This window comes from Embleya australiensis, assembly GCF_051903075.1.
Classification (GTDB): Bacteria; Actinomycetota; Actinomycetes; order Streptomycetales; family Streptomycetaceae; genus Embleya.
This window is the reverse complement of record NZ_CP182422.1, coordinates 3,391,471-3,415,426: the sequence shown is the minus strand read 5'-3', so window position 1 is coordinate 3,415,426 and position 23,956 is coordinate 3,391,471. Positions and strand designations below refer to the sequence as shown.

The window sequence follows — 23,956 nt, the reverse complement described above, 5'->3', positions numbered from 1 at the left end:
GGATTCGCCGTCCGAGCCGGGAAAACACAAGCACGAAATAAGCAGGATTGTCCGGCTCGCCGCATACAGTGCGTGGTATGCCGACGCCACATGGTGACCAGGGGATGGCCTTCAGCGCGCACGAGGTGCGGGTGCTGCGTCGGGCGCTGACCGTCGCGCTGCGCGGCGGGCGCGACTCGGTCGACTTCTGGTTGCTGGGCCGGGCGATCGGCGAAGCGCACGACGAGCGGGAGCGGCTGCGCGCCTTCATGACGGCCGAACTGCGCCGCTATCGCGCCGCGTTGCCGGGGAGCGCGGCCACGTTCCTGTCCTGCCTGCGCAACGCGGTGGACGAGATCGCGCACGTGCCGTCCGCCGAGGACCTGGCCGCGCTGCGCACGGTCGTCGACCTCCCCTGCGGCCCCCACGAACGGGCAAGCCGCGCGGCCCTGTTGCGCCGCTGCACGCACCTGGCCGAGGCCGCCCTCGAACAACGCCTCACCGCCCGCGCCCACCGCCGAGCCGCCGCCGAAGCCGACCGCGCCACCAGGCCCGACCCCTTGGAAATCCTCATCCCCACCCGCCCCCACCCGACCCTGGCCGATCATCCGCGGCAGTCGGCGACGATCAAACAGGCGGAAGCCGCCCATCGCGAGACCCCGCCTCGACTTCTCCCCGAGCCCGAGCCCGCCGGTACGACCACGACAAAGCCCGAGCCCGGCATCCCCGAGCCCGTCGAGCCCGTCGAGCCCGTCGAGCCCGAGGTGGTCGAGCCCGAGGGCGTCGGGTCCGCAGTCGTCGACTCCGAGAGCTCCGAGCCCGAAGCGGCCCCCGAAGCCGCACCTCCCCGGTCGACGCCCGCCATCCCTGAACCTTCGACCGCGGAGGCGCCGGCTCCCGAATCCTCGACCGAGCCCGCTACTACCGGCGAAGAGCCCGCGCCCACCCCGGCCCTCGACGCGGAGGCCGCACCCCGGGAAACCCTCTCCCCGGTGATCCCCTACCGCCGCCAAGGCCGCATCCTCGGCCAACTGCCCGCCCCGGAAGTTCTTCAGACCGGCACTGGTTGAGCGTCTCGACCGGTGGGCCGAGGCTCCTCGAAAACCTGTGGGCACCAAAGGATTTCGAGGGATCCGACCTTTCCCGAGAGTGTTCTTGTCGACTTATTACAGCAGATTATCGACCCAAACCTCACGATGCCGTTTTGTGATTGATATCGCCTGGCAGGGAGCGCAACCAACCATTACGCTATGAAAGGTTTTTGGAGATCCTTGGGGGGTTCTTGAAGTCGTACGTTCTTTCGCTCGCTCCCGGGTTCCCACCGTGAGTATCGCGATGGCGGATGAGGCGTGCGACGGTGTGTCCCGACGCATGCCGCTCGACCTCCCAGGCGTCTCGACTCCTCTGTGTCCGAAGCGGCGCCGACCAAGCGTCGAAGCCGCCGCTGTGACCGATGGTCGTACGACCCCGTGTGTCCAAAACCGGCTTCGACGCGGGTCATTCCCGGTCGTCCCCGACGCGCTTTTCGTCGTCTGCCCCGGCGACGCTCCGCACGCGATGCGATTTCTCGATTGCCGGTGATCTTCACCGGCGGCCTTTCGTGTTCCTCCCGCCCCGGAAAGAACCCATGCCCTTCATACGACTGACCCCTGTGCGCGCCTCGGCTCTCGCCGCCGGTACGGCCGCCGCTCTGCTCATCGGTCCCGCCGCGACGTCGGCCGTGGCCGATACACCCGCCGAGACATACCTCTGGCTCGATTCACGGGACACGTACACGGCTGTCCCCGGAAAGGACCGGACGTACTCGATCGACATCGAGAACTACGGTCCGGCCACGGTGAAGGATCTCGTCGTCACCGTGGACACGGCGGACCTCAAAGGTGTGACCTCGGTGGTGTTCCCCTCGCAGTGCACCGTCAAGTCCACCGTGGCGACGTGCCGTGTCGGTGAGGTCAAGCCCCACAACCCCGAGTCGAACGCGGTCAAGCCCACCCTCGATCTCAAACTCCGCACGGACGCCGCGACGAAGCCGGGAACCAAGGGCAAGCTGAAGTACAGCGGAACCGCTTCGAATGCCACGGTGCGGGTCGATCTCCCCAGCTATGGCGCCGAGATCGTGGTCAACAGCGGCTACGACCTGGTGGCCAAGCCGTTGGCCGACAGCCGTCGCGAGGTCGCTCCCGGGGCCGCGCTGGACATGCCGGGATCCTTCTCCAACGTCGGGGACCGGCCCGCCAAGGGTGTCCTCGTCGCCCTGGACGCGCGACCGGGGATCGGTTTCGCGCAGCGGTACCAGAACTGCCGATACTTCCGCGCCCTGGCAGCGTTCGGCGAGGAGGCCCTGTGCCGGTTCGACGACGTCGAGGTCAAGCCCGGTGACGCGTACGCCTTGGACAAGTCCGTTCCGCTGCGGGCGTCCTCGGACATGATGTGGGGCGGCGCGGGAATCGCGTTCTATGCGGCCGACGACGTTGCCGCCGACATGCTGGTGAGGGCCGCCGCGAAGGGCGCGCCGGGTACCGAGGGCACCCTCAAGCTCGTCAAGCAGCAGCCGAACTCCGCGTTGCGCTCGACGGCCGACCTCGACGACTGGAACAACTCCACGTCCTTGTCGGCGCACACCACGCTCAAGGCCGACTTCGCCGCCATCGGTGCCACCGCGCGCGGCACACAGGGGCAGACCGTGAAGATCCGCCCGGGCATCGAGAACCGCGGCCCGGGCCGGGTCGACGACTACGCGCTCGCGGATCTCCTGTGGTCCGTCAAGATGGCGGTGCCCGAGGGCGCGACGGTGACCAAGGTCCCCGAGTTCTGCCGTCTCTCCACGGAAGAGGAGCAGGATTTCGGGGGGCCGCTGTACCCCGGTTTCGATGCCAAGGGTCGTCCCGCCTACGTCTGCGCCTGGCACGGTGACGGCGGTACGTACAAGCCCGGCAGCAAGGGCTTCTTCGAGTTCGAGATGCGGATCGACAAGGTCGTTCCGGACGCTGCCGGCATGCTCCAGAGCAGCTCGGTGGACGACAACCGAGCCGACGATGTCGCCCAGGTCGTGCTCAACTCCACCAAGCCCGCACCGGGCGCCGCCTCTGGTGGCTCCGGCTCGGCGGGTGGCGGGACCACGACCGGTGGTGCGGGGGCGAGTGGTGGCGGTAACGGGACCGAGTTGGCGAATACCGGGGACTCTTCGTCGACGATGGTGATCGCCGGTGCGGCCGTGGCTCTGTTCGCGGTCGGCGGTGGGGCCTTCTTCGTGGTGCGGCGGCGGAAGGCCGCGGGGCTCGCGGTCTGATTCGCAGGTGTTTCGGAGGGCGGGGTCGCGGCGGCGGTCCCGCCCTTCGGCGTGTGGGCTTTGCGGCTCGGTCGGATATCGGTTCGGGGTGGGTGTGGCGGGTCGGTAGCCTTGTCCCGTGACCGAGCAGAGCGCAGCGCAGCCGCAGATCGACGACCTTCCCGAGCAGATGCGGGTTCGCCGCGACAAGCTCGACCGGCTTCGGGCCGAGGGGACCGACCCGTACCCGGTCGGCTTCCCCCGCACCACCACGGTGGGCGCGCTGCGTGCGGAGTTCGACGGTCTCGAAGCCGATGTGGAGACCGGGCGCCGGGTCGGCGTCACCGGCCGGGTCGTGCTGTACCGCACCGGCGGCAAGCTGTGCTTCGCCACGCTGCGCGACGGTGACGGCGACATCCAGGTGATGGTCTCGCTGGACGGCGTCGGCGCCGAGTCGCTGGCCGCCTGGAAGAGCGACGTCGACCTGGGCGACCACGTCGGCGTCGAGGGCCAGGTGATCACCTCCCGGCGCGGCGAGTTGTCGATCATGGTCGACTCCTGGGCGATCACGTCCAAGTGCCTGCGTCCGCTGCCGGACAAGCACAAGGGCCTGACCGACCCCGAGGCCCGGGTCCGCCAGCGCTACGTCGACCTGATCGTCAACGACGAGTCGCGGGCGATCCTGCGCACCCGCAGCCGGATCGTGCGCGCCATCCGCGAGTGGTTCGACGCCAGGGACTTCCTGGAGGTCGAGACGCCGATGCTGCAGCCGGTGCACGGCGGCGCCACCGCGCGCCCGTTCGTGACCCACATCAACGCGTACGACATGGACCTGTACCTGCGCATCGCGCCGGAGCTGTACCTCAAGCGCCTGGTCGTCGGCGGCGCCGAGAAGGTCTTCGAGATCAACCGCAACTTCCGCAACGAGGGCGCGGACTCGACGCACAACCCCGAGTTCACCATGTTGGAGGCGTACGAGGCGTACGGCGACTACAACACGGTGGCCACCCTCACCCGCGAGGTCTACCAGCACGTCGCGCAGGACGTGTTCGGCTCGCAGATCTTCCGCTACGGCGACCGCGAGGTGGACATCTCCGGGGACTGGCGCGAGATCACCGTCTACGGCTCGGTCTCCGAGGCGCTCGGCGAGGAGGTCACCCCCGAGACGCCGATCGAGGCCGTGCGCAAGCTCGCCGACGCCCGCGAGATCGAACACGACAAGTCCTGGGGCCAGGGCAAGCTCGTCCAGGAGATCTTCGAGGCGCTGGTCGAGCACACCCTGATCGAGCCGACCTTCGTCCGCGACTACCCGATCGAGACATCGCCGCTGACCCGCCAGCACCGCAGTGTCGCCGGCGTCGCGGAGAAGTGGGACCTGATCGGCTTCGGCATGGAACTGGGCACCGGCTACTCCGAGTTGGTCGACCCGGTCGAGCAGCGCCGGCGGCTCACCGAGCAGTCGCTGCTTGCCGCGGGCGGCGATGTCGAGGCCATGCGGATCGACGAGGACTTCCTGCGCGCGCTGGAGTTCGCGATGCCGCCGAGCGGCGGCGTGGGCATGGGCGTCGACCGGATGATCATGGCCTTCACCGGTCGCGGCATCCGCGAGACGATCCTGTTCCCGCTGGTGAAGCCGACCACCGACTGATCGACACGGCGGGAGCCCCCTCGGTGACGGTTCGTCGCCCCCGAGGGGGCTCCTGTCGCATTTCCGGGCGCGTCACCCGTTCGTACGCATAGGGTCGGCCGCATGGAAGCAGCAGCCCCCGATCTCCGGATCTGCGTCGCCGGCGACTCGTTCGTACAAGGTGTCGGCGACCTCTCCGGCGGCGGATGGGTCGGCCGCCTCGCGGCCGAGTCCCGTCGCCGGGGCCGGCAGGTGACCGCGTACAACCTGGGCGTGCGGTACGAGACCTCGGCCGACGTCGCCGAGCGCTGGTACGGCGAGGCCGTACCGAGGATGCGGCACGCCGACGGCACCGGCATGGTCTTCGCGTTCGGCGTCAACGACGTGCGGATCGAGAACGGTCGCCGCCGGGTCGCCCACGCCGACAGCGTCGCCAACCTCGACGCGATACTGGACACCGCGACCGGCGCCCGCTGGACCTGCCTGGTGGTCGGCGCGCCGCCCGTGCCCGGCGAGCGGGACCACGGCGAGGCCGCGCTCGCGCTGGAGGACGCCTACGCCAAGACCTGCGCCGCGCGGGGCATCCCCTTCGTGCCGATACAGCGCGCGCTGCGCGAGGATCCGCAGTGGTGGGCCGGCATCGAGGCGTACGGCGACGGCGCGCACTGCGACGCCGTGGGCTACGCCAAACTCGCCGCGCTGATCGCCGACGGCGGCTGGTGGGACTGGTTGGACTCGCTGGCCCCGGGGCACTGAGCGCGGCGGCCGACCCGCCGCGCCCGTCGCCCGGTCAGGGCTTGACGCCCCGGCCGGTCAGCCACGTGTTCGGGTCCACGGCCGCGCCGCCGTCGGGGTGCACCTCGAAGTGCAGGTGCGGGCCGGTCGAGTTGCCGGTCGTGCCCACGTAGCCGATCACCTCGCCCGCGGCCACCGAGCCGGAGGTCTTGGCGAAGCGCGACTGGTGGCAGTACCAGGTGCGGGTGCCGTCGGGGTGGGTGAGCACGATGCGGTTGCCGAACGCGCCGGCCGGGCCGGCGGAGGTTATGGTCCCGGCCGCGGCGGCGCGGATCGGGGTGCCCGAGGGGGCGGCGAAGTCCAGGCCGGTGTGCGTGTGCGCCCAGCGTGCGCCGCTGTTGCCGAAGCGGCCGGTCAGCGTGTAGTCCGAGGTCGGCAGGACCCACCCCGAGGCGGCCCGCTCCGCGTCCGCCCGCGCCGCCGCGGCCTCCTGCTCGGCCTTTTCGGCCTGCTCGGCCTGCGCCGCCTGTGCCGCGCGCTCGGCCTCCCGGGCCTGCTCGGCCTCGGCGGCCGCCTGCTCCGCCTCGCGCGTTTCGCGGGCCTGGCGCGCCGCCTCCACCGCCCCCGCCGCGTCGAGCGTCGAACGCTCCTCGGAGCGGGCCGCGACGTCCGCGCCACGATCGGCGAGCCGCCGCGCCGTCTCCGGATCCGCGCTCGCGGCACCGGCCGCCCGCTTCCCGGTCGAGTCCGTCCCCGTGCCCTGGACGCCGGCGGTGACCGCCACGGCCAGCAGCGCGAGGCCGGAGACCACGACGACCGCCCGACCCGGACGCGCCCCGCGCAACCGGGCGCGGCGGTCGTCGGGCGTGGCGGGGGTTTCGGTGGGCGGGGTGGCGGGGGAGTGCGGCACGAATACCTCGGGGTGTCGACAACAGGGCCGACACCAGTGGTAACAATCCGCCGCATATCCACCAAGTCGTAACGGAGCGGACACTACGCCTCTGCGTAGTAGCAAAACCCGCACCCACGCCCGGCCCTGAACCCGTCGGACCAAGGCTCTCGGTTTGAAATCGGGCGAATTCGGACGAAGCTCCCGCTACGACGCCGCATAGGAGACATCGCGGCAGGCGTGACGCAGTTCACGGCACGACAAGGTTTCCCGAAGGGCCGGACATGAATCGACTAGGCGAACTCGAAGCCCAGGTGATGCTCCGGATCTGGCGGCGCAACAGCCCCGCGTCGGTAAGCGAGGTGCAGGAGGCACTGCTTCCCGATCGTGAGCCCGCGTATACGACGGTAATGACCGTGCTCGACAAACTCTTCCGCAAGGGACTGCTGCGCCGTCGGTTGGTCGGTCGGGCCTATCTCTACGAAGCGGTGCACTCGCGCGACGCCCATACCGCCGAGTTGATGCGCGACGACTGGATCTCCGGCGGTGGTCGAGCCGGGGCCCTGGTGCACTTCGTCGAGGGCATGACGCCCGAACAGATCGAGGTGTTGCGCGACGCGCTGCGGGTTGCGCTGCCGTGAGCCGATTCGCGCGATCTTCGGTACTTCCCTGGGCTGATCGGGGGCCTTGTTAATTCGTTCGGCGCAATCCGCAGCGTCTTCGGGGCGCAACTCTGCGTAATCGTATTAATGATCTAGGTAAGAAAAGCGGACTTCCGCGCGGTGGAACGCAAGCAGCGGAACGGAAGGTGGGCCGACATGATGCGAGCGAAAACCCGAGCGGGACGCGCCTTCGCGGCGGTCGCGGTCGGGGCGACCGTCGCGGTGGGCGCGAACCTGACCGCGGGCGGTACGGCGGCCGCGACCCCCGCGCCGCAATACCGGCCGCAACCCGCCGCGGCGGCCCATGCCGGCAACTCCTCCACCGGTTCCTCCTGGACCTGGTACACGAGTTCGACGAGTTCGACCGAGACCCGGTCGGGAGGTTCCTACACGGGCCCGTACGGCTGGACGTGGTGGTCCTCCACGCGCGATTCCACCCCCTCCGGCCGAACCGCCCTCGACGACGCCATGGCCGACCTGCGGACCCGCCTCGACGGCCTGCGGGCGACGCTCGGCCGGCAACTCCAGGGCTCGCTCACCGACCTGACGAGCCGGTTGACCGGTGCGCTGCCGCAGGGTGTCAAGCTGCCCGACCTGCCCGACCGCGGCCTCGACACCTCCTCGGTCACGCCCCAGAGCAGACCCTCGGTGCCGCCGGAGACCACCGAACCGCCGGTGCCGACCGTCCCGACCAAGCCGCCCGTACCGCCGTCGCCGCCCGTCGACGTCGCCGCGCTGCCGAAGCTGGAACTGCGCCGCGTGGCCGACCCGGCGCAGGCCAAGCCCGGCGACCGGATCACCCACACGGTGACGGTGCGAAACGACGGCGGTACCGAGGCGAAGTCGGCCATCGTGCGCAACACGTTGCCGGCGGGCGTGAAACCGGTCGAATCCAAGCCCTCGCAGGGTGAATTCGACAGTGCCACCGGAGTGTGGAAGACCGGTCGGATCAAGCCCGGCACCGAGGTCTCGCTGATTCTCGTGCTCACCGTGCCGGAAGGCGCGGCCGGATCCGAGATGATCGCGAGGTCGAGTTTCGTCAGCGCGCCCGGTGCCAAGCCGGTGATCCGCAACGCGTGTACCGACGACGCCGAGGCGGCCTGTGCGAGCACGCGTGTGGCCGATTCCCGGACACGGTAATGGCCGGGGAAATCCGTCCATATCCTGCCTGATCACTCCACAAGGGCACGGTTCGGATCTCGGTACCGGATCTCGGCACCGCGCATGTATGAAGAACGTATGGCCCGGGCGGTGGGAAACCTCGCCCGGGCCTTCGCGTGTCCGTCCGGGTGTTTCCACCGGCACCGGGGCGGATCGGTGGTAAACCGGGCGGAGCGGCGACGCCTATCGTGATCGCGATAGCGTCAGCCCATGGAAGTGACGATCCGACGTGCCAGAACGTCCGATGTGCGGGCCATTCGGCGCCTTGTGGATGGGTACGTGGGGCTACGCATCCTTCTCGACAAACCCACGGTCACCCTCTTCGAAGACGTGCAGGAGTTTTGGGTCGCCGAGCGGGACGACGACAGCGAGGTGGTCGCCTGCGGGGCCCTGCACGTGATGTGGGAAGACCTCGCCGAGGTGCGCACTCTCGCGGTGGATCCGGCGTGTACCGGACACGGGGTGGGCCACCTCTTGCTCAGCAAACTTCTGGAGACCGCGCGTTGGCTGGGTGTTCGACGGATATTCTGCTTGACCTTCGAGGTCGACTTCTTCGCGAAGCACGGCTTCGTCGAGATCGCGGAGACACCGATCGACGGCGATGTCTACAGTGAACTGATGCGTTCGTACGACGAGGGCGTGGCCGAGTTTCTGGATCTGGAACGCGTCAAACCCAACACCCTTGGCAACACGCGGATGCTGCTCCATCTCTGGCAGTGATCTCGATCCGCGTAGACCGGACGAGTGTGGCGGAGATCGCGCGACCGGTGCCGGCGAAGCCCTTGACGCTTGTTGCCCGCAGCGGTGTGGTGTGCGGTGAAGTCGTGACCACAAACCCGGTAACGTATTGCCGACTCGACCGGGTTCCGCGCCCGTGGGTTTGTATTTTCCCGCAGAAAGCGGTTTCCTTTTCTTGAGCTCGTTGTGAACCCTCCCGATGAAAGGGAATCCTGGTGGCACAGAAGGTCCAGATTCTTCTCGTTGACGACCTCGACGGCGGCAAGGCCGATGAGACGGTGACGTTCGCGCTCGACGGTGTCTCCTACGAGATCGACCTGAGCGCCACGCACGCAGAGCAGCTTCGCGCGGCGCTGACGACCTACGTCGACGCCGGCCGCAAGACCGGTGGCCGGGTCGCGGCCCGTCGCGGCGTTCGCCAGGTGGTCAAGGGTGGTGCCGCCTCGGGCGACACCGCCAAGATCCGCGCCTGGGCCAAGGAGAACGGCTACGACGTGAGTGAGCGCGGTCGTGTGCCGGGCAACATCCGCGACGCCTACGAGAAGGCCCACGCCTGATCGCCGACGCCGTCGACGAGCGGTGCCCTCCCCCGGTACGTACCGGGGGGGGCACCGCTCGTGTCGTTTTGTGCCCGGCTCTCAGGCGGCGCCGGGACGGTGGTGGGTCAGCAGCCTCGGCTCGCGCACCCGTGGCCTCGGGAACAGCCGTACGTGCTGGCACGCGTGCGCCAGCGTGCCGATCAGCCGGGTGACGTCCGGGAAGCGCACGTCCACGTGTGGCAGCGCGGTACGCGCCGCGAGGTCGTCCACCGGGGGCATCCGGCCGGGGTCGGCCGGGGGCCGCACCCAGCGCGCGTGTTCCCACGACCGGGGCCAGGGCGAGCGCCAGGTGGCCGGCCACGGGGACGGCGCGGCCACCGTGTCGCCCTCGCCGTACGCGCGCAGGTCCAGGTCCAGGTCGGCCCAGTCCAGCCAGTCCAGAAGCGCGGGCAGGTCGCCCGCCACGCCGGGGGCGACGAAGAACTGCATGCGCCCGGTGCCTGCCGCCGCCACCGGCCCGACCGGCAGCCCCTGGCGCTCGACCCGGTCCAGCGCCCGCGCCCCGGCCGCGCCCGGCACGTCCAGGACGTCGAACCGCACCCCTGCGGCCAGCCGCACGGCGGCCCACGGCGTGTTTGCCCAATACGCCGAGAGCAGCCGCGGATCGGTGGTCGCGGCCGGGATCGGATCGGCCGGCTCGCCCGTCCCCGGAGCCGCGGGCCAGCCCAGGGCCCGCGCGTACCACAGGGCCTCGTCCAACGGACCGGGCACGACGGGCGCCGAACGGGACGCGAAAACAAGCGTGGCTGCCATACCGTGTTCAACTCCGGGACGACGGCGAGGTTACGAAAGGTGATATGCCAACCGCGATGAGTGACATGGTTCGAGGGCTCGCCGCGCGGCGCCGCCCCCGGTGCCGGCACGGTCGCGTACGCACCGGTCGTGACCTGCCGGTATACAGCGGGTGTCGTCCGGGGTATGACCCGAACATGGAGGGGAGACGGGGAAGCGAAGTCGTCGACGGCGGCCGGATTCGGTGCGATCGACGGCGAAACCGGCGACCGAAAATGCCGCGTTCGCTTCTGGCGTACTCGGAATCGGCCTCAGTACGTGGCCGGCGGGAACATCGTCTCGCACCATCGGGTTTGACTAGTTGTCCAAGGCGGTCCGCAACACGTGGGTCGCCCGTCTTCACGGACGAATCGAGCGGTCCTGCGTGCAGGACTAGCATGCGGAAGGACAGGGAGGGGACCGTCCCCGATCTGCACGACCGCTCTGAGGAGCGATAACGATGTTCGAGAGGTTCACCGACCGCGCGCGGCGGGTTGTCGTCCTGGCTCAGGAGGAGGCCCGGATGCTCAACCACAACTACATCGGTACTGAGCACATCCTCCTTGGCCTCATCCACGAGGGTGAGGGCGTCGCTGCGAAGGCCCTGGAGAGCCTCGGCATCTCGCTTGAGGCAGTGCGTCAGCAGGTCGAGGAGATCATCGGCCAGGGTCAGCAGGCCCCGTCCGGTCATATCCCCTTCACGCCCCGTGCGAAGAAGGTCCTCGAGCTGTCGCTGCGCGAGGCGCTTCAGCTGGGCCACAACTACATCGGCACGGAGCACATCCTCCTGGGTCTGATCCGCGAGGGCGAGGGCGTCGCCGCCCAGGTCCTCGTGAAGCTCGGCGCCGACCTCAACCGGGTCCGCCAGCAGGTCATCCAGTTGCTCTCCGGCTACTCGAGCGGCAAGGAGTCCGCGACCCCGGGCGGCAGCGGGCAGGAGGGCACGCCTTCGACGTCCCTCGTGCTCGACCAGTTCGGGCGCAACCTGACCCAGGCGGCCCGCGAGGGCAAGCTCGACCCCGTCATCGGGCGAGAGAAGGAAATCGAGCGGGTCATGCAGGTGCTGTCCCGCCGCACCAAGAACAACCCGGTCCTGATCGGCGAGCCCGGCGTCGGCAAGACCGCCGTCGTCGAGGGCCTGGCCCAGGCGATCGTCAAGGGCGAGGTGCCCGAGACGCTCAAGGACAAGCAGCTCTACACGCTCGACCTCGGCGCGCTCGTGGCGGGCTCCCGCTACCGCGGCGACTTCGAGGAGCGCCTGAAGAAGGTGCTCAAGGAGATCCGCACCCGCGGCGACATCATCCTGTTCATCGACGAGCTGCACACGCTCGTCGGCGCGGGTGCCGCCGAGGGCGCGATCGACGCGGCGAGCATCCTCAAGCCGATGCTGGCCCGGGGCGAGCTCCAGACCATCGGTGCGACCACGCTGGACGAGTACCGCAAGCACCTGGAGAAGGACGCGGCGCTGGAGCGCCGGTTCCAGCCGATCCAGGTCGCGGAACCGTCCCTGCCGCACACGATCGAGATCCTGAAGGGTCTGCGCGACCGCTACGAGGCGCACCACCGCGTGTCGATCACCGACCAGGCCCTGGTGGCCGCGGCGACGCTCGCGGACCGGTACATCTCCGACCGGTTCCTGCCCGACAAGGCGATCGACCTCATCGACGAGGCCGGTTCGCGGATGCGCATCCGCCGGATGACCGCGCCGCCGGACCTGCGCGAGTTCGACGAGAAGATCGCGAACGTGCGTCGGGACAAGGAGTCCGCGATCGACGCGCAGGACTTCGAGAAGGCCGCGTCCCTACGCGACAGCGAGAAGAAGCTGCTCGCCGACAAGGCGAAGCGGGAGAAGGAGTGGAAGGCCGGCGACATGGACGTCGTGGCCGAGGTCGACGAGGAACTGATCGCAGAGGTTCTCTCGACCGCCACCGGCATCCCGGTCTTCAAGCTGACCGAGGAGGAGTCCGCGCGACTGCTCCGCATGGAGGACGAGCTGCACAAGCGGGTCATCGGCCAGAAGGACGCCATCAAGGCGCTTTCCCAGGCCATCCGGCGCACCCGCGCCGGACTCAAGGACCCGAAGCGTCCCGGTGGTTCGTTCATCTTCGCCGGCCCGTCCGGTGTCGGTAAGACCGAGCTGTCGAAGACGCTGGCCGAGTTCCTGTTCGGCGACGAGGACGCGCTCATCCAGCTGGACATGAGCGAGTTCTCCGAGAAGCACACGGTCTCGCGCCTGTTCGGTTCGCCGCCCGGATATGTGGGTTACGAAGAGGGTGGCCAGCTCACCGAGAAGGTCCGTCGCAAGCCTTTCTCGGTGGTCCTGTTCGACGAGGTCGAGAAGGCCCACCCGGACATCTTCAACTCGCTGCTGCAGATTCTGGAAGACGGTCGGCTGACCGATTCCCAGGGTCGGGTGGTGGACTTCAAGAACACCGTCATCATCATGACGACCAACCTCGGCACGCGGGACATCTCGAAGGGCTTCGGCCTCGGTTTCTCCGGATCGTCCGACGTCAAGACCGGTTACGACCGGATGAAGGCGAAGGTCAACGAAGAGCTGAAGCAGCACTTCCGTCCCGAGTTCCTCAACCGTGTCGACGACACGATCGTCTTCCACCAGCTTTCCGAGGAAGACATCATCCAGATCGTCGACCTGATGATCGCCAAGGTGGACGAGCGGCTGCGCGACCGGGACATGGGCATCGAGCTCCGTCCGGCCGCCAAGACGCTGCTCGCCAAGCGGGGCTACGACCCGCTGCTGGGTGCCCGGCCGCTGCGCCGCACGATCCAGCGCCAGATCGAGGACAACCTCTCCGAGAAGATCCTCTACGGCGAGCTGCGTTCGGGGTCGATCATCGTGGTCGACACCGAGGGCGAGGGCAAGGACGAGAAGTTCACCTTCGAGGGCATGGAGAAGGCACCGCTGCCGGACGCGCCGCCCGTCGAGGCGACCGGTTCGGGCCCGAACCTGACCAAGGAGTAGTCGCCGGCGCGAGCCGACGCGAGGTGTGACGAAGGGGCCGCCCCCGGGATGCGAATCCCGGGGGCGGCCCCTTTTCGTGTGCCGCACCCTCCCCCGCGTGACAGGGTGCGGCGGTACGTGAGCGAGCCTGCCGGCCGCCGCAGTGTCCGGCACAGGTCAGCGCACGGCGCCCGGCACGTCCGTGTCGCGCTCGGCGCCGGCCCGGGCGGGCAGCGCGGGGCCGGACTCCGGGGCCGACTCGCGCAGGCCGACCCGCGCGTGCAGCCTGCGCAGCACCGGCGGGGCGTACCACGCGTGCCGGCCGAGCAGGCGCATCGCCGCGGGCACCAGCACGCCCCGGACCAGCGTGGCGTCCAGCAGGATCGCCAGCGCCGCGCCGAAGCCGAACAGTTGCAGGAAGCTCACGGTGCTGGTCAGGAACGCCACGAAGGTCACCGCGAGCAGCGCAGCGGCCGTGGTGACGATGCGACCGGTGCGACCCAGACCCTGGCGGACCGCGTCCGCGTCGGACGCGCCCGCGTCGTGCAGTTCCTTGATCCGGCTGGTCACGAAGACCTCGTAGTCCATGGACAGCGCGAACGCGATGCAGAACAGCAGCACCGTCATCGAGGTGTCCATCGGCAGCGGGGTGAAGCCGAGCAGGCCGGACAGGTGCCCGTCCTGGAAGACCCACACGGTGATGCCGACCGCGGCCGTGATGCTGAGCCCGTTCAGGAGCAGCGCCCGCAGCGGTTGCAGGATGCTCCCGGTGAACAGGAACAGCAGGACGAAGGTGCTGAGCACGATCAGCCCGAAGGCGAGCGGCAGGCGGTCGCCGATCGAGGCCTTGGTGTCGACCAGGCGGGCGTCGGTGCCGCCGACCAGGGCCTCGGTGGCGTTCGGGGCGGGCACCGCGCGTACGTCGTGGACCAGCTCCTGCGCGGCGTCCGACTTGGCGGGCAGCGTGGTGATCACCGAGATCAGCCGCGCGTTCGGGCGGATCCGGTCGGGGCCGGCGGTGTCCACCCGGGTCACCCCGGGCAGCGCGGCGAGCCGACCCGCGTAGGCGTCCACCGGGGCCTGGGCGCCGGTGCCGAGCAGGACCACGTCGAGCGAGCGGGTGTCGTCGAGGCTGTAGTCCGCGCGCAGCGTGTCGCCGACCTGGCGGGCCTGGGTGCTGGTCGGCAGGACCCGCTCGTCGGGCGTGCCGAAGGTGACCCCGAGCAGCGGCGAGGCGGCGAGCAGCAGCACCGCGACCACGGGCAGCGCGGTCAGCATGGGCCGCCGGGTGACGAAGCCGGCGAGTCGGGACCAGATCGGCGCCTCGCCGCCTTGGACGCCCTTGATGCCGCGGATGCGCATCGACTCCACGCGTGGGCCGAGCACGGTCAGCAGGGCCGGGGCGATGATCAGCGCGGCGAGCGCGGAGATGATCACCACGCCGATGCCCGCGTAGGCGAACGAGCGCAGGAAGTACTGCGGGAAGACCAGCAGCACGGCGAGCGCGGCGGCCACCGTCGCTGCGGAGAAGACGATCGTGCGCCCGGCGGTGCGCACCGTGCCCACCACCGCGTCGTGCAGGTCGTGTCCGGCGTGCAGCAGTTCGCGGTGTCGGGCCACGATCAGCAGCGCGTAGTCGATGGCCAGCCCCAGGCCCAGGGCCGTGGTGAGGTTGATCGAGAAGATCGACACGTCGGTGAGGCTGCCGAGGACGAACAGTTCGGCGAACGTGCCCATGATCGCGACGAAGCCGATCACCAGCGGTACCAGGGCCGCGACCAGGCTGCCGAACGCGAGCACGAGCAGCAGCAGGGTCAGCGGCACGGCGATCGACTCGGCGATCGCGAGACTGGTGCCGACCTGGCCGCTGACCGCCGGGCCGATCGCGGTGTCGCCGCCGATCCGGACCCGGAGCGGGCTGTCGGCGGGCAGTCGCGCGCTCTCGGGCAGTTCGGCGATCTCGTCCTTGGCCGAGTGGGCGACGAGCAGCGCGCCGCGTCCGCCGTCGGCCTTGAGGCCGGGTGCGTTGGTGGTCCAGTAGGAGGCCACCTGGTCGAAGCCCGGCGCGGCGGCGAGGGCGGCGGTGAGTCGCCGTCCGGCGTCCGCGACTGCGGGGGTGTCCACGCCGGAGCCGTCCTTGGCCCGGACCTCGATCACCAGATTCGGGCGACCGCCGAAGGTCTCCTGGATCTCGTCCTTGGCCCGGGTGGAGGCCGAATTCGGCGCGTCGAACCCGCCCGACTTCAGCTTGCCGAAGGCTCCGAAGCCCACCCCGGCCGAGACGAGCAACACCAGTGTGCCGATCACGAGCACGGCGCGCGCTCGGCGGAAGACCAGGTCCCCTAGTCGTTCGAGCATGATCATCGACCTTCCATGCGATCCGTGGGGAACGGAGGGTGCGGAGTCCGGCGAGTCATGTTGACGCCGATAACAATGTTGGCGTTGATAACTTTGCATTGAATGTGCGCGGTGTCAACATGGGGCTGGATCGAATGGAGAACCATGCCAAGCGAGCAAGCCGCCGGTACGCCGAGCCGACGCGGGTATCACCACGGCGACCTGCGGAACGCGCTGACCGAGGCCGCGGTGGAGCGGGCCCGGGCGGCCGGTCCGCAGGCGATCGTGCTGCGCGAGGCGGCGCGGGCGACGGGGGTGTCCTCGACCGCCGCCTACCGGCACTTCGCCAACCACCACGAGTTGGTCGTGGCGGTCAAGGACCACGGCCTGGCGCTGCTCGCGGCGACGATGCGGGCCGAGTTGGCCAAGGGCGAGCCGTGCCCGGACCCCGGTGACGAGGCGATGCGCCGATTGCGCGCGGCGGGTCTGGGCTACGTGCGCTTCGCGTTCGCCGAACCCGGCCTGTTCCGCACCATCTTCTTCGGCGGGGCCGAGGAGGAGCCGATGGTCGGCCGGCGGCAGACGGCCGAGGTCGAGGGCGACGACGGGGAGGCGTACGGCACGCCCGACGTGTCGGACGAGTCGTACGCGCTGATGTCCGAGGCGCTGGACGAACTGGTCGCGCTGGGCCTACTCCCGCAGGAGCGGCGCAAGTACTCGGACGTGGTGATGTGGTCCGCGGTGCACGGCCTGAGCGTGCTGCTCCTCGACACGGAACTGGCCCGGCTCCCGGACGACGTCAAGGCCGACATCGTCAGCCGCGGCCTCGATGTGGCGCTGAACGGCCTGTAGCTCCGGCCGGCGTCCCCCGATAGGCCCTCTCCGGCGGGCGGGTGTGGTGGGGGGATCCCAGGATCGAAGGCATGAGTGCCGACTTCGCCGCCAGGACCGCCATCGTCACCGGGGCCGCCTCCGGCATCGGCGCGGCCGTCGCCCGGCGGCTCGCGGCCGACGGTGCCCGGGTCGTGGTCGCCGACCTCGACGACGTCGGCGCGGCCCGCGTCGCCGCCGAGATCACCGAGGCCGGCGGCACCGCCCGAGGCATGCGGGTGGACGTGGCCGACCCGGACTCCGGGGCGGAGCTGGTGCGGGCGACCGTGGCGGCGTTCGGCGGCCTGCACCTCGCGGTCAACAACGCCGGCGTCACCGGCCCGCACGCGCTCACCGGCGAATATCCGGCGGACGGCTGGCGCACGGTGATCGACGTCGATCTCGGCGGTGTCTTCCACGGGATGCGCCACCAGATCCCGGCGATGCTGGAGTGCGGCGGCGGGGCGATCGTCAACGTGGCGTCGATCCTCGCCGTGGTCGGCTTCCCGAACGCGGCCGGCTACGTGGCCGCCAAACACGGCGTGCTCGGCCTGACCCGGACCGCCGCGATCGAGTACGCGCAGCGCGGGATCCGGATCAACGCGGTCGGTCCCGGCTTCGTCGAGACCCCGCTGCTCGCCGACGCCGACCCGAAGGCGCGCGCCGCGCTGACCCGGCTGCATCCGATGGGCCGGCTTGGCACCCCCGAGGAGGTCGCCGAACCGGTGGCCTTCCTGCTCTCCGACCGCGCCTCGTTCATCACCGGGAGCTACCACCCGGTCGACGGCGGCTACACCGCGCCGTAGCACGCGCGTCGGGATACCCCGCCCCGGTAATCCATCCGGTTGGCGGGTCCTAGTCTGGAAACGACGTCGCCGGCCCACCGTGCCACCCGAGCACCAGCCATGTCGCCCGCATGGGGGTCGGTACGCCGGAAAGGGAGAAACCCATGAAGGCCGTCCAATACGTCGAGTTCGGCAAGCCGGTCGAGGTGCGGGAGATCCCCGCACCCGAACCGGGCCCCGGGCAGGTACTGCTCCGGGTCACCGCCGCGGGCGTGTGCCACTCCGACATCTTCGTGATGAGCAGCCCGCCCGCCGACTTCGGCTTCGCCGCCCCGCTCACCCTGGGCCACGAGGGCGCCGGCGTGGTCGCCGCGCTCGGCGAGGGGGTCACCGGTCTGGAGATCGGCGACGCCGTCGTCGTGTACGGGCCGTGGGGCTGCGGCACCTGCCACGCGTGCGCGCAGGGCCGGGAGAACTACTGCTCGCGCGCCGCGGAACTCGGCATCCGCCCGCCCGGCCTGGGCGCCCCCGGTGCGCTCGCCGACTACCTGCTGATCGACGACCCGCGCCACCTGGTCCCGATCGGCGACCTGGACCCGGTGCGGACCGTCCCGCTGACCGACGCCGGGCTGACCCCGTACCACGCGATCAAACGTTCGCTGGACAAGCTGTACGCGGGCAGCACGGCCGTGGTGATCGGCGTCGGCGGCCTCGGCCACATCGGCGTGCAGTTGCTTCGTGCGCTCTCCGCCGCGCAGGTGATCGCGCTGGACGTGAGCGAGGACAAGCTGGAGTTGGCCCGGACCTCCGGCGCGCACATGGCGATCACCTCCGACGCCAAGGCCGCCGACATCGTCCGCGAGGCCACCGACGGACGCGGCGCGCAACTCGTGCTCGACTTCGCCGGCGTACAACCCACCGTCGACCTCGCCGCGAAGTGCGCCGCCGTGGAGAGCGACCTGACCATCGTCGGCATCGGCGGCGGCACCCTCCCGGTCGGCTTCGGCCTGATCCCGTACGAGTGCTCGGTCAGCACCCCGTACTGGGGCTCGCGCGCCGAACTGATCGAACTGATCGACCTGGCCCGCCGCGGCGCGGTGAAGGCGCACGTGGAGACCTTCACGCTGGACGACGCCCCCGAGGTGTACGACCGGCTGCACCACGGCCGGATCAACGGTCGCGCGGTGCTCGTCCCGGGCGCCTGAGCGGGCCCGCGCACCCATGGAATACCCGGCCGGGGTATTCGGTTCTGCCGGGTGTCCGACGACGTCACGAGCATCGCGAAGGGAGCCGACGTGACGCTGACCCTGGAGACCTACCGCATGGCCGAGGGACTGGTCGAGCAGCGCGAGCCGCTGCGTGCGCTGCGCCTGTTGGAGCCGGCCCTCGACGAGGAGCGCGACAACGTCGCCGTGCAGCAACTGGCCGGGCGGGCGTACTACCTCTCGCTCCAGCTCCGCCGCGCCGAGGCCACGCTGCGCCGGGTGATCGAGCTGGACCCGTGTGACGCGTGGGCCACCCACGCGCTCGGCCGCACCCTGGAGCGGGCCGGCCGAGGGGCCGAGGCGGCGCCGTACCTGCGGCTCGCGGCGGCGATGAACCCGGAGCCGGAGTACACCGCGGCTGCGGCCAGGTACGCCGACTGACCGACCCGCTCAACCCGACGAGGCGGTGGACCGAGGGTCCGCCGCCTCGTCGGCGTGCCGGTCGGGAAACGGCCGGCTCGTCCAGGTGAGCGCCAGCAGCAGCTGCCCGGCCACATAGGTGGGCATCACCAGCGCCGCCTGTCCCGGAAACAGGTCGACATCGGCCAGGCCGAGGGCGATCACCGCGTCGGAGCCCAGGAACAGCGCGCCGCCGAGTCCGGTGCGCCGACCCACCCCGGCCGCGCACACGGCCATCGCGGTGAGCAGGAGGCTGTAGCCGAGCACCGGCACCAGTAGATCGTCCAGTCCGCCGCGGATGGTGGCCATCATGGCGCCCCAGGCGAGCAGGTACACCGCGGGCAGCCACGGCGGCAGCGTGATCCCCACCCGCCGGAACGCGAGCAGGTAGCAGACGTGCCCGACGGCGAAGCCGGCCATCCCGACCAGGAACGTGGCCTCCCGATCCACCAGCAACCCCACGTCGCCGACGAACCCGCCCACGAGCGCGCCGATCGGCAGCCGCAGGTCGTGCTCGGTGCCGGGCCGCGCGGCAACCCACACGAAGGCGATCAGCACCGGCATCAACAACGTCTTGGTGACCCAGCGAGGCCCGTCCACATCCGCCGCCGCGAGCACCGAGTCGGCGACGCCCAGCGTCAGGTAGGCGACGAGCAGCGCACGAGCCCTCACGCCGCGGCCTCGGCGGCGGCGCCCGCCGGGGCCGTCGACGCGGCCGGCGCGGGCTGCCAGCCGGGACCGCGCAGCACCCGCCCGAACCGCACCCGCCAGGTGCGCGCGGCCCGCACGTCGCGCGCGATCGCCGCGTATTCGTGGAAGGCCACCCGCAGCGGGTTGTACGTCTCGATGTTCTTGGTCAGCCCGTAGTTCACCGGCTCGCCCTCGGGCTCGAAGCTGCGGAAGAGCCGGTCCCACACGATCAGGATGCCGCCGTAGTTGCGGTCCAGATATCGCGGGTTCGAACCGTGGTGCACCCGGTGGTGCGACGGGGTGTTGAAGACGTACTCGATCGGCTTCCAGAGCCTGCCGATGCGCTCGGTGTGGATCCAGAACTGGTACAGCAGATTGATCGAGAAGGACGTGACCACCATCGCGAAGGGGAAGCCGAGCAGCAACATCGGCCCGATGAACACGATGTGGTGCGCGCCGGTCCAGGTCTGTCGCAGCGCGGTGGAGAGGTTGTAGTGCCGGCTGGAGTGGTGCACGACATGGCTCGCCCACAGCAGCCGCACCTCGTGACCGGCGCGGTGCTCCCAGTAGTAGAAGAAGTCGACGCCGACGATCACCAGGACCCACGTCCACCACGTGTGCGGGAGCCGCAACGGAGTCAGCTCGTGCAGCCCGTCCCAGGCCAGGACGGTCAACAGACCCCAGCCGAGGCCGGCGGCGATGCTGCCCAGGCCCATGGTCAGGCTCGTCGCGGTGTCCTTCACCGCATACCCGCGCTCGTCGTCGTCGGGGGCGAAGCGATACGACACCCACTCGACGACCAGGAGGAGGGTGAAGGCCGGAATGGCGAACACCGTGAGGTCCATGTTCGGACCCTACTGGCGAGTAACGCCGGGTGGAAGGGGTGATTTCCCGCGATTTTCCCGGGCCGTGCGGGTCGCGCGGGCCCGCGCGCGAAAGCCCCCGATCGCCGCCGGAGGGATGTACCGGGGATGATCGGGGGCTTCGTGTGCTGCCGGCGTTACCGGTTCTTGTCGAGCCGTTCGCCCTTGCCGTCGAGGACCTGCACCTTGTCCCCGTCGTGCAGTTCGATCCGCTCGCGGCGGACCTCCTCGGTCACCCGCTGCTCGCCCTGCACCCGCTTGGAGACGAGCCGGATGCGCTCGACCGGGACGACCTCCTTGTGCACGACGACCCGCTCGGCGTGCAGCACGATCTCCAGCGCGCTCTCCCGCATGTCGGGGCCCTTGAGCGCGGCGCCGCGGTTGGAGTCGTCGATCGGCTCGCGGACGATCTCCCACTCCTCGTGCATCACCGGGACGACCTTGTCGACGCGCTCGGTCTCGACCACCTTGCGCAGTGCGGCGCGGCCGGCCTCGATCGTCTCCACGTGCACGTCGAGGCGTTCCTCGGACCGGGTCATCCACTCCATGCCGGCCTTGCCGGAGGTCGCCTCGGTCCGGGCGGCGCCCGAGGCGGCGGAGGCGGGCCGGGTCGCGGCGCCGGCGGCCCCGGCGTCGGTCCGCGCGGTCGGGCGGGCGGTCCGGCCGCTCACGGCGCCGGCGGTGCCCGCGGCCGTGGTGTCCAGGGCGCCCGCGGCCCGGGCCGGCGGATCGTTCGTCCGCACCGACGGGTCGTGTTTGCCGGTCAGCTCCTCGTAGCCGTCGTCCGAACCGGCGAGCTGGGACTTGGACATGTCGGACCGCTGCCGGGAGCCCGCGGCGGCGGCCGTACCGGCGGCTCCGGCGGCGGCGGTGCCGGCGGTGCCTTCGGTGGTGCCGGTGCGGGTCATGCCGCCCGACGGTGTGACGCTGTAGTGGCGGTAGAGACGGGCCTCCTCCTCCGGCGACAGGTGCTCGTCGGTACCCAGACTGGGCGCCTCCTTGACCAGCTCCTTGTCGAACGGCACACGCAGGTCGTCACCCTGCATGTCGGCCGGGCCCAGCGGTACGAAGCTCTCGCGTCCGCCGAACATGCCGGTCTTGACGGTGACCCACTCCGGCTCGCCGGTGCGGTCGTCCAGGTACACCTGGCCGATGGTCCCGATCTTGCTGCCTTCGGAATCGACGACCTTGCGGCCGATCAGTTCCTGGGGGGTGACATTCGTCTTCACGAGCCAACGCTCCTGTTCCCGGAGTCGCGGCGGGGGTGCCGCCGGCCGGAGGTAGTCGTGTGGGAGCTTCGTTCTCCAGCAGACGGCGAATCGGGCGAAGCGACAACCGGAAGGGGTCGGGACGGGGTCGGGCGGTACCCCGGTGCGGCGCCGTCAACTGGGGGAATGCGATCTATGCCGGCTCGTGCGCGGGCGGGTGGGATTTCACCCGAGTGGGTGAGTGGGCGGTGGTCGGCGCGGGGCCCCCGGCGGGGGTGGGGCGGGCACGCTCCGGCAGGATTCGTGCGGTGTGGGAGATGGTCGAGCACGACGAACTGGTGCGCCGCTGCGGCGGTGACGCGATGTGTGTCTGGGTCGCGCAGGGGCTGACCGGCGGGCGGCGGGCGTGGGCGAGCGCGGACGGGCGGGCCGTGGTGGTGGCCGGGGCGGGGTTGTGCCGGCACGACCGGTTGGCGGTGTACGGGCCCGTGGACGCGCTGGTGCCGCTGGTGCGCGAGGTGTCGGCCGAGGTGGGGCCGAGTTATCGGCCCTTCGGCGATCCGGAGCGGATCGATGCGCTGGTGGCGGGGGTGCCCGGCCTGGTCGAGGCGGGGTCGTTCGGGTGGATGGACCTGGCCGAGGGGGCGCCGGCGTCGGTTGCCGGGGCCGGGCGGGCGCGGTGGTTGGGGGAGGACGCGACGGACGAGGTCGCCGCCCTGATCGAGGCCGGGTTCCCCGGCTCCTATGCCAAGCCGGGGATGCCCGGGGTGGAGCGCTGGGCGGGGGTGCGCGACGCCGACGGGCGGTTGCTCGCGGTGGCGGCGCTCGCCTGGTCCGCGCCCGGGATCGGGCTCCTGGCCGGGGTCGGGGTGGATCCGGCGGCGCGTGGGCGCGGGCTGGGTCGGATGGTGTGCGCGTTCGTACTGGCCGAGGCCCGGGGCCGACACGGGCGTGCGGCGCTGATGGTCGACGAGTGGAACCACGCCGCCGTCCGGATGTACCAGGGGCTGGGCATGGTCTATCGACCGGTCAAGGCGGCGGCCTGGCGGTAGGAGGCTTTGCCCGATCCGCCGGGATCTCCCCGGAGCGGCCGGGCGTCGTGCCCCGGGCGGTCCCGATTTGTAGGCTCTCGGCATGACCATGACCATCCGCCCGGCGACCGCCCGGGATCTGTCGGGGTTGCTCGCGCTCTACGCCGAATTCCATCCCGGGGACGTGCCGTTGCCGATCGAGCAGGCGCATCCGATCTGGGCGGACATCGCCACCCAGCGCGGGCGCATGGTGCTGGTCGCCGACCTGGACGGGACGGTCGTCGGCACCGTCGACAGCGTGGTGTTGCCCAACCTGACCCGGGGCGGGCACTCGATCATGTTCGTGGAGAACGTCGTGGTCGCCGCGTCGCATCGCCGGCGGGGCATCGGCGGGCGGCTGATGGCCGCCGCGCTCACCGCCGCCGGCGACGCCGGGTGCTACAAGGTGCAACTTCTCGCCGCCGACGGCGCCGAGGTGCACGCCTTCTATCGGGCCTGTGGGTTCGACGCCCTCGCCCAGGGGTTCCGGCGTTATCTGCGACCCGTCGCGGGTGGTGCGGCGCGCGGTTGAGGGTGGGTCCGCCCGAGTCAGGTGCCGGTGCGCCAGGGGCCGCCCGTGGAGCCCTCGGGGGGATCGGTCGGGCCGTTGCGCAGCCAACCGGTGCCCCGGCAGTGCGGACAGCGGGTGCCCGCCCAGATCGTCGACACCTCGCGGTGCCGGCTGCGGTACACCCGACCCGAGGTGTCCAGGCCGGTGCCCTGGCAGCCCATGCACTGGATCGCGTCGCCCGATCCGCGCTCGTCGTGGCCGGCGTGCTCCATCACCGCGTCCCCCTTCGCTGTCGGTGTACCGCCGCGCTGCGCGGCCGGATCGCGTTGCGTAGCCGCCGCGTGCACAACCAGTATTCGCCCGTCGGGGGGCCGCGCGCCGGTATTCCGGGCAGAACGCCGCGCCGCGTCGCGGGCGGCCGGGGGAGCGGGGCGCGCGGCGAGGGGGCGGTCCGGGACCGGTGGTCCTCGGACCGTCGGTCGCTCGGGCCGGGGTGGGCGGGTAATGCGTTCGCTCGGTTATTTCGTTACGTTGGAAAAGAATAGGCCCGCAAAGACGATGTCGGGC

General features: G+C 70.7%; 22 protein-coding genes. 15 read left to right on the top strand and 7 right to left on the bottom strand.

Annotation, left to right across the window (positions count from 1 at the left end; translation table 11 throughout):
• The first annotated feature begins 77 nt into the window (after nt 1-77).
• The 4 genes from ACMXN5_RS14470 (at nt 78) to ACMXN5_RS14455 (ending at nt 5,630) form a co-directional block, all read left to right on the top strand.
• A complete protein-coding gene (locus tag ACMXN5_RS14470; RefSeq protein ID WP_439675605.1) occupies nt 78-1,049 on the top strand; it encodes a hypothetical protein in 972 nt (323 codons plus the stop codon).
• 557 nt (nt 1,050-1,606) lie between these two features.
• A complete protein-coding gene (locus tag ACMXN5_RS14465) occupies nt 1,607-3,268 on the top strand; it encodes an LAETG motif-containing sortase-dependent surface protein (RefSeq protein WP_439675604.1) in 1,662 nt (553 codons plus the stop codon).
• A gap of 118 nt (nt 3,269-3,386) precedes the next feature.
• Entirely contained in the window at nt 3,387-4,895 is a 1,509-nt protein-coding gene (gene lysX, locus ACMXN5_RS14460) for a bifunctional lysylphosphatidylglycerol synthetase/lysine--tRNA ligase LysX (RefSeq protein ID WP_439675603.1), read from the top strand.
• A gap of 102 nt (nt 4,896-4,997) precedes the next feature.
• On the top strand, nt 4,998-5,630 hold the full coding sequence (locus ACMXN5_RS14455; RefSeq protein WP_379999061.1) for a GDSL-type esterase/lipase family protein: 633 nt from the start codon (nt 4,998-5,000) through the stop codon (nt 5,628-5,630).
• A 34-nt stretch (nt 5,631-5,664) separates the two neighbouring features.
• Here ACMXN5_RS14455 and ACMXN5_RS14450 read toward each other — a convergent pair whose 3' ends face one another.
• Nucleotides 5,665-6,519 (bottom strand): M23 family metallopeptidase, encoded by an 855-nt coding sequence (locus ACMXN5_RS14450; RefSeq protein WP_439675602.1) that lies wholly within the window; start codon nt 6,517-6,519, stop codon nt 5,665-5,667.
• Between the two features lie 263 nt (nt 6,520-6,782).
• Between ACMXN5_RS14450 and ACMXN5_RS14445 the strand changes: the two genes are divergently transcribed.
• From ACMXN5_RS14445 to ACMXN5_RS14430, 4 genes are all read left to right on the top strand, one after another.
• The gene (locus ACMXN5_RS14445; protein ID WP_439675601.1) at nt 6,783-7,139 is read left to right on the top strand and encodes a BlaI/MecI/CopY family transcriptional regulator; all 357 of its coding nucleotides are present in this window, start codon (nt 6,783-6,785) and stop codon (nt 7,137-7,139) included.
• A 177-nt stretch (nt 7,140-7,316) separates the two neighbouring features.
• Nucleotides 7,317-8,300: a DUF11 domain-containing protein gene (locus tag ACMXN5_RS14440; RefSeq protein ID WP_439675600.1), complete on the top strand. Its 984-nt coding sequence runs from the start codon at nt 7,317-7,319 to the stop codon at nt 8,298-8,300.
• Between the two features lie 231 nt (nt 8,301-8,531).
• Complete coding sequence (locus ACMXN5_RS14435; protein ID WP_439675599.1) at nt 8,532-9,041, top strand: amino-acid N-acetyltransferase; 510 nt, start codon at nt 8,532-8,534, stop codon at nt 9,039-9,041.
• Nucleotides 9,042-9,274: 233 nt separating this feature from the next.
• Nucleotides 9,275-9,616 (top strand): histone-like nucleoid-structuring protein Lsr2, encoded by a 342-nt coding sequence (locus ACMXN5_RS14430; RefSeq protein WP_379999071.1) that lies wholly within the window; start codon nt 9,275-9,277, stop codon nt 9,614-9,616.
• 81 nt (nt 9,617-9,697) lie between these two features.
• Here the strand turns inward: ACMXN5_RS14430 and ACMXN5_RS14425 are convergent, their stop codons facing one another.
• Nucleotides 9,698-10,411 carry an SCO3374 family protein gene (locus tag ACMXN5_RS14425; RefSeq protein WP_439675598.1) on the bottom strand — a complete coding sequence of 238 codons (714 nt, stop codon included), beginning with the start codon at nt 10,409-10,411 and terminating at the stop codon, nt 9,698-9,700.
• 478 nt (nt 10,412-10,889) lie between these two features.
• On the opposite strand from ACMXN5_RS14425, the gene ACMXN5_RS14420 reads away from it, so the two are divergent.
• Nucleotides 10,890-13,412 carry an ATP-dependent Clp protease ATP-binding subunit gene (locus ACMXN5_RS14420; RefSeq protein ID WP_126639262.1) on the top strand — a complete coding sequence of 841 codons (2,523 nt, stop codon included), beginning with the start codon at nt 10,890-10,892 and terminating at the stop codon, nt 13,410-13,412.
• 156 nt (nt 13,413-13,568) lie between these two features.
• Here ACMXN5_RS14420 and ACMXN5_RS14415 read toward each other — a convergent pair whose 3' ends face one another.
• Nucleotides 13,569-15,749, bottom strand: coding sequence for an MMPL family transporter (locus ACMXN5_RS14415; RefSeq protein ID WP_439678008.1), 2,181 nt, complete (start codon nt 15,747-15,749; stop codon nt 13,569-13,571).
• A 144-nt stretch (nt 15,750-15,893) separates the two neighbouring features.
• Here ACMXN5_RS14415 and ACMXN5_RS14410 point away from each other — a divergent pair, with 144 nt between their 5' ends.
• The 4 genes from ACMXN5_RS14410 to ACMXN5_RS14395 all read left to right on the top strand — a co-directional run bounded on the left by ACMXN5_RS14410 (nt 15,894) and on the right by ACMXN5_RS14395 (nt 19,029).
• The gene (locus ACMXN5_RS14410) at nt 15,894-16,580 is read left to right on the top strand and encodes a TetR/AcrR family transcriptional regulator (RefSeq protein ID WP_439675597.1); all 687 of its coding nucleotides are present in this window, start codon (nt 15,894-15,896) and stop codon (nt 16,578-16,580) included.
• Between the two features lie 71 nt (nt 16,581-16,651).
• Nucleotides 16,652-17,404 carry an SDR family NAD(P)-dependent oxidoreductase gene (locus ACMXN5_RS14405; protein ID WP_379999077.1) on the top strand — a complete coding sequence of 251 codons (753 nt, stop codon included), beginning with the start codon at nt 16,652-16,654 and terminating at the stop codon, nt 17,402-17,404.
• 143 nt (nt 17,405-17,547) lie between these two features.
• Entirely contained in the window at nt 17,548-18,588 is a 1,041-nt protein-coding gene (locus ACMXN5_RS14400) for an NAD(P)-dependent alcohol dehydrogenase (protein ID WP_439675596.1), read from the top strand.
• A gap of 51 nt (nt 18,589-18,639) precedes the next feature.
• A complete protein-coding gene (locus ACMXN5_RS14395) occupies nt 18,640-19,029 on the top strand; it encodes a tetratricopeptide repeat protein (RefSeq protein ID WP_439675595.1) in 390 nt (129 codons plus the stop codon).
• 9 nt (nt 19,030-19,038) lie between these two features.
• On the opposite strand, the gene ACMXN5_RS14390 is transcribed toward ACMXN5_RS14395, so the two are convergent.
• The 3 genes from ACMXN5_RS14390 to ACMXN5_RS14380 all read right to left on the bottom strand — a co-directional run bounded on the left by ACMXN5_RS14390 (nt 19,039) and on the right by ACMXN5_RS14380 (nt 21,829).
• A complete protein-coding gene (locus tag ACMXN5_RS14390; protein WP_439675594.1) occupies nt 19,039-19,719 on the bottom strand; it encodes a lysoplasmalogenase in 681 nt (226 codons plus the stop codon).
• Nucleotides 19,716-20,582, bottom strand: coding sequence for a sterol desaturase family protein (locus ACMXN5_RS14385; protein ID WP_395793853.1), 867 nt, complete (start codon nt 20,580-20,582; stop codon nt 19,716-19,718). The genes ACMXN5_RS14390 and ACMXN5_RS14385 overlap by 4 nt, the downstream gene beginning before the upstream one ends.
• 155 nt (nt 20,583-20,737) lie before the next feature.
• On the bottom strand, nt 20,738-21,829 hold the full coding sequence (locus ACMXN5_RS14380; protein WP_439675593.1) for a DUF2382 domain-containing protein: 1,092 nt from the start codon (nt 21,827-21,829) through the stop codon (nt 20,738-20,740).
• Nucleotides 21,830-22,125: 296 nt separating this feature from the next.
• Between ACMXN5_RS14380 and ACMXN5_RS14375 the strand changes: the two genes are divergently transcribed.
• Nucleotides 22,126-22,860 carry a GNAT family N-acetyltransferase gene (locus tag ACMXN5_RS14375; protein ID WP_439678007.1) on the top strand — a complete coding sequence of 245 codons (735 nt, stop codon included), beginning with the start codon at nt 22,126-22,128 and terminating at the stop codon, nt 22,858-22,860.
• Nucleotides 22,861-22,942: 82 nt separating this feature from the next.
• On the top strand, nt 22,943-23,410 hold the full coding sequence (locus ACMXN5_RS14370; protein ID WP_439675592.1) for a GNAT family N-acetyltransferase: 468 nt from the start codon (nt 22,943-22,945) through the stop codon (nt 23,408-23,410).
• Between the two features lie 17 nt (nt 23,411-23,427).
• On the opposite strand, the gene ACMXN5_RS14365 is transcribed toward ACMXN5_RS14370, so the two are convergent.
• Nucleotides 23,428-23,664 (bottom strand): hypothetical protein, encoded by a 237-nt coding sequence (locus ACMXN5_RS14365; protein WP_439675591.1) that lies wholly within the window; start codon nt 23,662-23,664, stop codon nt 23,428-23,430.
• Nucleotides 23,665-23,956 lie beyond the last annotated feature (292 nt).